Here is a 7,807-nt window from a genome sequence, read left to right on the forward strand (position 1 = left end):
GACGGTGAAACCATTGCCTCTGCCAGTGCTGACAAGACGGTGAAGTTGTGGAATCTCAATTTGGATGATTTAATGGTTAAGGGTTGTGCTTGGGTGCGCGATTATTTGCAAAACAACCCCAATGTGAGCAACAGCAATAAGCGTTTATGTGATGATATTGGCACACGCAGGTGATACCATTTTAGATTTTGGATTGGGAATTGCCTTGGTACGTCTAGCTTGGTGTGAATCCATCTGTCGCAATCATTTTTCAAATTGGTATAGCTAAGTAGATAAACAAAAATATTTACAGCGATTGCCATGCTTCGCTCGCAATTACAACTAATTATCTCAACTTGGGAGAATGCGAGCCTGTATGATTTCATGATGATGGTGCGATCGCCAAATAGCCCGTCGTAGCGATCGTTTTTGCTGTAATCTGAGAAAGTGCGATCGCTATAGCATCACTAACCGTGATTTTGCGCTAACCAAGCTTCTAAATCGGTTAAACTTGAAAAATCAAGTAAAGCGTCTGCTAAATTATCCAACTGTATTGAGTCTAAAGCTTGAATTTTCAATAGCTGTGCAGGTGGAACAGTTCCGACTTTACGGCGAAGTAGTCGCATAACAATCGATAAAGCTCCTTCCTGCAAAATATCCTGGTAAATTACAGACTCGCGCATAGGATCACTCCGTAATAACCTTTTAATCAGTTCCTTGTTTAATACTAACCCAGCTAACACTGCCGTTGACGCAGCAATATTACTTTGCGTTCGGGTATCGTTTATTTGCTCAATAGCTTCTGCAACCTGTTGTAATGTTCGCGTTTTATCCTCAGTTTGACTGAGGGTTGCAAACGGTAACAAACCAGGAGTATTTAAAAATATCTCGCTGGGTTGCTCCCAAAAACGAATAACTCCAAATTCATGACGGGTATTTTCTAAAACAAAAGCAGTTTGCTGGACTAATGCGGATGTGGTGGGTTGTAGATAAATGACAACTTGATGCATCCGCTTTCGGGGAAATCTGCGATACACCCTTAACCGATAATCAGTCATCCGAAAGGGAATTTCGGCTTTTACTTCGGTTTGGAATTCGATATGCAGAACAATTTCATCTGACTGTAACAGAATTAACGCATCTGCTCGAATCGGTTCGAGGGATAATTCTGATGGACTGAGTTGGGTGAGTGCGATGGATTCGCCAAGTAACCAAGTGGCGAAATCGGCTGAAAATGACTCTGCTAAAAAGCGACAGACGTTATCAAACATAGACAGGTATTATATCAGCGAGGTCTCTTGTCTGTCACAAAGAGATTTTAGTAATGAGCGATGTCTATGATGGTCACTGAGCCAAGTCGAAGTGCGGGCTACGCCTACGCCCAAAATTGAAATAAAGCGATCGCCCGTATGATTTTATGATGATAGTGCGATGTCTACAACGGGCTATTCGGTGACGCCCTATCATTTGCTAGACACAAGGAACAAGTAAAGCTTTATAACAAAAATCATGAGTTTGTCAACGAAACTCATGATTTTATCAATGAAAATTATGATTTTGGTGACGACAGCTTATATATTTACGTGCGTAGGCGTAGCCCGCACTTCTCTACGAGACGCTCCGCGAACGGCAAGCTCAGTGACCATCGTAGACATCGCTCTTGCTGTAATCTGAGAAAGTGCGTTACCGAACAGCCCGTCATAAACATCGCTCATTCATCAGCAACACTACAAATACTTCTGCAACAATAACCCTAACTTTTCCTTCGTCGCTGCTGGTGCTTTATCCAACTGAGTCAAAATCGCATACTGCAACGCCGAATGCGCCTCACTGGTTGGCGGATTTTCACTCAAGCGCCGCACAGTTTCTTGAATTACCTTTTGAGCATTCACAGCATTCCGCAGCAAATTGCCAATCACCATTTCCACTGTCACACTGTCATGGTCTGGATGCCAACAATCATAATCTGTCACCAACGCTAAGGTTGCATAAGCAATTTCCGCTTCCCTTGCCAACTTCGCTTCTGGTAAATTCGTCATCCCAATGATTGTTGCACCCCAACTGCGGTAAAGATTCGATTCTGCCTTAGTGGAAAAAGCTGGCCCTTCCATGCACACATAAGTGCCGCCGCGATGGAGAGTAACTTCTGGTAAATTGAGAGATGCGATCGCATCTGCCAAGACAGCAGCTAAATTCTTACAAATCGGATCGCCAAAGGCAATGTGAGCCACAATTCCCTCGCCGAAAAACGTTGAAATCCGATTTTTCGTTCTATCAATAAACTGATCTGGAACTACCATATCCAGTGGTTTCGCCTCTTCCTTCAAGGAACCCACAGCACTAGCTGAAATTAAATACTTCACACCCAATTGCTTCATCGCATAGATATTAGCGCAAAACGGTAACTCAGAGGGTAAAAGCGTGTGATTGCGGCCATGACGCGCCAAAAAAGCTACTCGTGTACCATCCAAAGTCCCCAGAATCAAAGCATCAGATGGTGAACCAAAAGGAGTCTCCACTCGCACCTCTTCGACATCTTTGAGGGCATCCATTTTGTAAAGACCGCTACCACCTATAATCCCAATACTAGCTTGAGCCATGATTCTGAACCTGTTCTTTGCCGATCTACTCAGTTATTTTATCGAAAAGGGGAGTAGCAGAAAACAAAGCGATGTCTACGATGAGATATGCGTAGGCGTAGCCCGTCGTAGACATCGCATTTCGTGCCGCTAACACTATTGAATTATTACCCATTCATTATTTATTCAGGTATAGATAGCAGCGATCGCCCAATTATTTGAGCATTAATTAATAATTTTTAGCAATCAAATTTCCGATAATTTTTGGAGATTAAATGCTTATGATTAACCCTTAAGTCAATTGTCACCATAGTGTATAATCGATGCTTTCTGTATACAAATGTTAAGTAGACACACTCCTACGCAGGGAAACAAAGCAAGCGTTATACTTTTGGGAAAAGGCTTATTTTAACCTTTGCTTTTAACATTTTCATAAATCAATGACTCTCAATTTTCGCTTTGCGGTAGTCAGCGACTTACACCTGGCACTTCCTCACACAATCTGGGATCATCCTAGCCGTTTTCATCTGGTAGAAGTAAGTATCTCAGCATTTAAAAGTGTACTAGAACATTTAACACAACTCGATTTAGATTTCTTGTTGTTGCCAGGAGATTTAACCCAGCACGGCGAACCAGAGAATCACGCCTGGTTGCAACAATGTTTAGCCCAGCTACCTTTTCCCGTCTATGTTGTTCCTGGCAATCATGACGTACCTGTGCTGTTGGCCGATCGGCAATCAATTGCTTTTGCGGATTTTCCCTACTATTACACGAAGTTTGGCTATGACGACCCCCAGCAGATGTACTACATTCGTCAATTGCTGCCTGGAGTTAAGCTGATTGGACTGAATTCTAACTCCTTTAATGACCAGGGGGAGCAAGTGGGATGTTTAGATGCCAAACAGCTACGATGGTTAGAAGAGGTGCTGGCGGCATCTGGTGATGACTTAGTTTTGGTGATGGTGCATCATAATGTGGTGGAGCATTTGCCCAATCAATCGAACCATCCACTGGCAAATCGTTATATGTTGTCCAATTCAGCAAAACTATTGCAGTTGCTGAGGCGCTACGGAGTCAAGCTAGTGTTTACCGGACATTTGCACGTTCAGGATATTGCTTACTCAGATGGAGTATATGATATTACCACTGGTTCTTTAGTGAGCTATCCTCACCCTTATCGAGTGCTAGAGTTTCATCGGGATAACCAAGGTAAAGAATCGTTGCAAATTTTATCCCATCGCGTAGAGTCAGTGCCTGAGTTCCCTGACTTGCAACAGTCATCACGGCAGTGGATGGGCGATCGCTCTTTCCCTTTCCTAATTAAGCTACTAACTCACTCTCCATTAAACTTACCGTTATCACAGGCAAAAAAAATAGCTCCTGGTTTGCGCGATTTCTGGGCAACTATTGCCGATGGTGATGCAGTGTTAGATTATCCTCATTTTCCCCCAGAAGTGCGGCGCTATATTCAGACATATAGTGCATCACAGTCTAACTCAGCGATCGCCACTGCTGGAGGTTTGACGATGATTGATAATAACAGCACACTTTTGCTGAATAAGAGTTAGGAGTTAGGAGTTAGGAGTTAGGAGTTAGGAGTTAGGAGGTAATTCAATACTCAGTACTCAGCACTCATTACTGATTTTGGCGACAAATTCCAAATGCTGAAGTGTAGGCGTGTAAAAAGGTTCTGCCACCAACAGGGCCAATTTCACCGCCACAGAAAAAGCCACCTACAGGAATATCGTTAAGGTAGCGCTGAAATAGTTCAGAATCGAAGTTGGGTTTACCATAGAGTCCTTCACCTCGTCCCAGACAGGAAAACATCAAAGCAGCTACGGCAGAGGGTTCAGATTCTCGTTGGTGTTGATAACTTTGGAGGAGTAATTCGAGGTCTTCAGCAGAGGCTTGGGCATCGCGGAGGTGGAATTGCAGCCTTTGTCCTGGACGAACGCGATCGCCTATTGCGATCGCCCCAGCATTTGGATCGACCCCAAGAATACCACGTATTAAAAAGTCTCCTTGCTGCAAAGCCAGCTTAAATTCATCCATTGCCACACCAACAAATAAAGAATGCTGTGCTAAAATCCTTTCTTGTTCGCTGAGACTAGCAATCAAATCTCGCAATACTACCAGAGGCACTTTCTCATCTAACTCTAGAATGATATTGCGATCGGCTTTTGTAACTTGTAATGGCTGGCCAATCGGTCGGCATCCTTGGGCGACAATCGTTTCCAAAACAATATTGCCAGTCAAAGCTATACCAACAGTACCCTCACGATACAATTGCTGTTCCTCACCGTTAGTATCGTTACAGAAAAGGGCAACACGACCACCCATACCTCCACCACTAGCCTGTCCCCCCACGATCGTCGATCCTGGATAAGCGAAATCCAGCCCCTGCAACAAATCGTTAATTCCAGAGGCGAAAGAACTAGACAGCAAGATGAACTGCGGTGTCGGTGATGGTGGTACACCGATCAAATCAACCCAAGCATCTGGTGAACTGTCTAAGTCAGGTAATTCTTCAGCAGCAATATGAAAAACTTGAATCTTTACTCCTGGAAGGTGTGCTAAAGTCAAGCTAATAGCTGGTTCAGCTTCCAATTCTTGGGTTTCTCCGCTCACTGTCGTCCCAATTACACCACCACCACTACAGCCAATTAGCACAGGCACAGAAAGTTTATCAGCTAACAAGGGTAACAGTCGGGAATACTCACTCGCAAAAGCAGACGAAATGAATACCAGTCCTAGATCCGCAGGTGCTGTTAACGATGAAACAGCTCGTTCTACCACATCTGTAACAGCGGCTTCCAGAGAATGACGGGTTGATAGGGCATTTGCCCACTGCATTTGGTCTGCCATGAGTTTTGAGCTTCTTTCTCTTTTTAGGCTAGTAGATTTTGACTTTTTATTTTGGGAAGAATTGCATCTTACAAGAATTGATGCCAGCCCTTTGTCTCCTCCATCCCAAGAAGTTGGGGTTGTCATTCCCTAATATAGGCATCTAAATATATTGTATGATTATTTATCTATGCTACTAATTCCACAAAATCTTAAAAAATAAAGGTAAATGCATTATAGATGCGGTAGCTTGCTGTATTGGTTATAAATCAATGGGCTAAAACACTAACTTATGATTGGCTAAATGGTTAGAATGGTTATTAATCAAGCGAAAAACTGCCATTTCTGAACATTTTCTATACTAGTATTAACAACACACAACGAGACTAAAGCTAATGACCAACATCCAAGAAACAGCAAAAGGCGACATCCAAGAGAAAATCCAAGAAGAAGTGGAACAAGCGCGTACTGTCTGTGATATTAACGGTAGCAACTCACCAGAGTGTGCTGCTGCTTGGGATGCAGTAGAAGAATTGCAAGCCGAAGCTTCCCACAAGCGCCAAAGCAAGCCAAAAAATTCTCTAGAACAGTATTGTGATGACAATCCAGATGCAATTGAATGCCGGGTTTACGACGACTAGAAATTGAGGCAACTGGATTTTCTGTTGTTTGGTCAGCAAACAACCAGCATTGACCAAAAAAGACGCCTAGAGTGGAGGACGTGGAAACTCACCAGTGTCCTCCACTCGCAAGCGTTTTATTTAGAGCTACCAATTTTAGGCGTGGAAACAAAAAATAAATTCCTTATTTGAATCAATAGGCTTCTTCCAAAGGGATAAGTTGCGATTTCCATGAATTAAACAACCAATTAATTGGTATTAGGGGCGTACAGATGTACGCCCCTATAAATTTTTTATAATACTCGTGACTTCTAGTCATACGAGGTTCAATAAACTATTATCAAGAAGAATTCAGGATGAATGGGAGTTCGACTGACTCCTGAATAAAAGGGTTTAATACCCCTGCCTTATTTAGCAGTCTACAATCAAATAGTGGTATAAAATCTTACTTGATCGATTATTTGAACTCCTGATTTCTTTTTTATCTATTGTTTGAGAAAAAATATGGACTATGATATTTGGTTTCGACCTTTCGTTTGGATTGATTACCGACTGGCAGTATTATTCCTGGTAATTATTCCGCTAATTCTTCTAATTTGGGCATTTGTACAAAAAGCAGAAGGCATACAACGCTTATTGGCTATATACTGGCGAGTATCAAGCTTGGTAGCAATCACAATTTACTTAATGATTGCCCAATATCCAGTTAGCTTTATCTCTGGATTGATAGCTCAGATTTTAATCCCGATTTCGTTGTGGTTCTGGGTGGATATCAACGATGAAATTGAGTATCAAACCAGTGGATCTTTGAAATTTATTTTTACCTCTTGGCGCTGGGCGACAACTGTTTATTGTTTTTTAGGTACACTAGCATTTATACCTTTTTTGGGTTGTGCTTTTTCTGGCAATATGCTTAAGACTCCCTATTGTCGTGTCTGGTTCGAGGCTCCGTTACTATTCAAAGAATATTTTCATGCTAACAGCAAGGCTGAGTTCTTAGGTTTTCTTGGCATAACTAGTTTAGTAATTTATGTGCTTTACTTGAGCTATTTTGTTTTGATTAAGCTAGGCAAACAGGGACGTTCAGCCACACCACAATAACCATCGTTGCACCACCTTAACCCCTACTCTCAAAAAAAATGAATTCCATTGGTAAGCGACTGGAACAATACACCACTAAACGCACCAAAGAAGTCCTAATTGTAACGGTGGAAATTGCTGATGAGGAAGATACAATTGCTATTTTCAAAGGCTTTTCCAGTTCTTTGATGCGTCCAACGGCATTTGATGCAGATGTACCAGTCATACCAGATGGGGCAAACATCCTCAACATTGACCGAGTAGCCAGTCCTTACAATCCTGAAGCACCCCGTTATATTCAACAAGGAATTTCTTGGGAAGCTATGGAAGCTATATTATCAGAAGTAGGTGTTTGACTAATTACTAATTCGTAATTTGTAATTTTGGTGTAATTAAGTAAAATGCCTACTGCTGCTCAAGTAGCAAGTTTGTATCGTATTAGCTATCAACTGACGTATATCATGCTTCAGGCCATATACTTCATTTGCGTTGATCATCGGACTCGTAATGTATACATTCTTGCTGGGTATGACGAAGAGATTGAATTCCAAATTTTACCCATCAAGGCGGGCAAGATGCCCACCCCACAAGATATTGAGAAAATTATAATATGCAAATTAGTGGATATCATGTCGAATTGGGCAGTTAAACTTAACCCTCTTTTGTCACTCTAGGCAGAGGAAAAATAGAAATAAGGGATATTGA

Annotated in this window: 9 protein-coding genes; 6 read left to right on the forward strand and 3 right to left on the reverse strand. The window is 42.1% G+C overall.

The window, feature by feature from the left end:
* Positions 1-446: 446 nt before the first annotated feature.
* Positions 447-1,250: an Rpn family recombination-promoting nuclease/putative transposase gene (locus tag ACM0OX_RS34440; RefSeq protein ID WP_414519555.1), complete on the reverse strand. Its 804-nt coding sequence runs from the start codon at positions 1,248-1,250 to the stop codon at positions 447-449.
* Positions 1,251-1,706: 456 nt separating this feature from the next.
* Complete coding sequence (locus ACM0OX_RS34445; RefSeq protein ID WP_414519556.1) at positions 1,707-2,579, reverse strand: S-methyl-5'-thioadenosine phosphorylase; 873 nt, start codon at positions 2,577-2,579, stop codon at positions 1,707-1,709.
* A gap of 419 nt (positions 2,580-2,998) precedes the next feature.
* Between ACM0OX_RS34445 and ACM0OX_RS34450 the strand changes: the two genes are divergently transcribed.
* A complete protein-coding gene (locus ACM0OX_RS34450; protein ID WP_414519558.1) occupies positions 2,999-4,126 on the forward strand; it encodes a metallophosphoesterase family protein in 1,128 nt (375 codons plus the stop codon).
* A 67-nt stretch (positions 4,127-4,193) separates the two neighbouring features.
* Here the strand turns inward: ACM0OX_RS34450 and ACM0OX_RS34455 are convergent, their stop codons facing one another.
* On the reverse strand, positions 4,194-5,423 hold the full coding sequence (locus ACM0OX_RS34455; protein WP_414519559.1) for an FIST N-terminal domain-containing protein: 1,230 nt from the start codon (positions 5,421-5,423) through the stop codon (positions 4,194-4,196).
* Here ACM0OX_RS34455 and ACM0OX_RS34460 point away from each other — a divergent pair.
* From ACM0OX_RS34460 to ACM0OX_RS34480, 5 genes are all read left to right on the forward strand, one after another.
* Positions 5,422-5,556: a hypothetical protein gene (locus ACM0OX_RS34460; protein WP_334841005.1), complete on the forward strand. Its 135-nt coding sequence runs from the start codon at positions 5,422-5,424 to the stop codon at positions 5,554-5,556. The genes ACM0OX_RS34455 and ACM0OX_RS34460 overlap by 2 nt on opposite strands.
* Before the next feature lie 241 nt (positions 5,557-5,797).
* Positions 5,798-6,043, forward strand: coding sequence for a Calvin cycle protein CP12 (locus tag ACM0OX_RS34465; RefSeq protein ID WP_069074399.1), 246 nt, complete (start codon positions 5,798-5,800; stop codon positions 6,041-6,043).
* A gap of 483 nt (positions 6,044-6,526) precedes the next feature.
* On the forward strand, positions 6,527-7,123 hold the full coding sequence (locus ACM0OX_RS34470) for a DUF3177 family protein (protein ID WP_292778776.1): 597 nt from the start codon (positions 6,527-6,529) through the stop codon (positions 7,121-7,123).
* 38 nt (positions 7,124-7,161) lie between these two features.
* Complete coding sequence (locus tag ACM0OX_RS34475; RefSeq protein WP_414519562.1) at positions 7,162-7,458, forward strand: hypothetical protein; 297 nt, start codon at positions 7,162-7,164, stop codon at positions 7,456-7,458.
* 45 nt (positions 7,459-7,503) lie between these two features.
* Positions 7,504-7,776 (forward strand): DUF6888 family protein, encoded by a 273-nt coding sequence (locus tag ACM0OX_RS34480; RefSeq protein ID WP_414519564.1) that lies wholly within the window; start codon positions 7,504-7,506, stop codon positions 7,774-7,776.
* Positions 7,777-7,807: the final 31 nt, after the last annotated feature.

Source organism: Nostoc sp. PCC 9305, assembly GCF_963920915.1.
GTDB lineage: Bacteria > Cyanobacteriota > Cyanobacteriia > Cyanobacteriales > Nostocaceae > Nostoc.

Bases quoted from the DNA above. Each gene is read 5' to 3' on its own strand.
- ACM0OX_RS34440 (WP_414519555.1), bottom strand. From the start codon at position 1,250: ATGTTTGATAACGTCTGTCGCTTTTTAGCAGAGTCATTTTCAGCCGAT.
- ACM0OX_RS34445 (WP_414519556.1), bottom strand. From the start codon at position 2,579: ATGGCTCAAGCTAGTATTGGGATTATAGGTGGTAGCGGTCTTTACAAA.
- ACM0OX_RS34450 (WP_414519558.1), top strand. From the start codon at position 2,999: ATGACTCTCAATTTTCGCTTTGCGGTAGTCAGCGACTTACACCTGGCA.
- ACM0OX_RS34460 (WP_334841005.1), top strand. From the start codon at position 5,422: ATGAGTTTTGAGCTTCTTTCTCTTTTTAGGCTAGTAGATTTTGACTTT.
- ACM0OX_RS34455 (WP_414519559.1), bottom strand. From the start codon at position 5,423: ATGGCAGACCAAATGCAGTGGGCAAATGCCCTATCAACCCGTCATTCT.
- ACM0OX_RS34465 (WP_069074399.1), top strand. From the start codon at position 5,798: ATGACCAACATCCAAGAAACAGCAAAAGGCGACATCCAAGAGAAAATC.
- ACM0OX_RS34470 (WP_292778776.1), top strand. From the start codon at position 6,527: ATGGACTATGATATTTGGTTTCGACCTTTCGTTTGGATTGATTACCGA.
- ACM0OX_RS34475 (WP_414519562.1), top strand. From the start codon at position 7,162: ATGAATTCCATTGGTAAGCGACTGGAACAATACACCACTAAACGCACC.
- ACM0OX_RS34480 (WP_414519564.1), top strand. From the start codon at position 7,504: ATGCCTACTGCTGCTCAAGTAGCAAGTTTGTATCGTATTAGCTATCAA.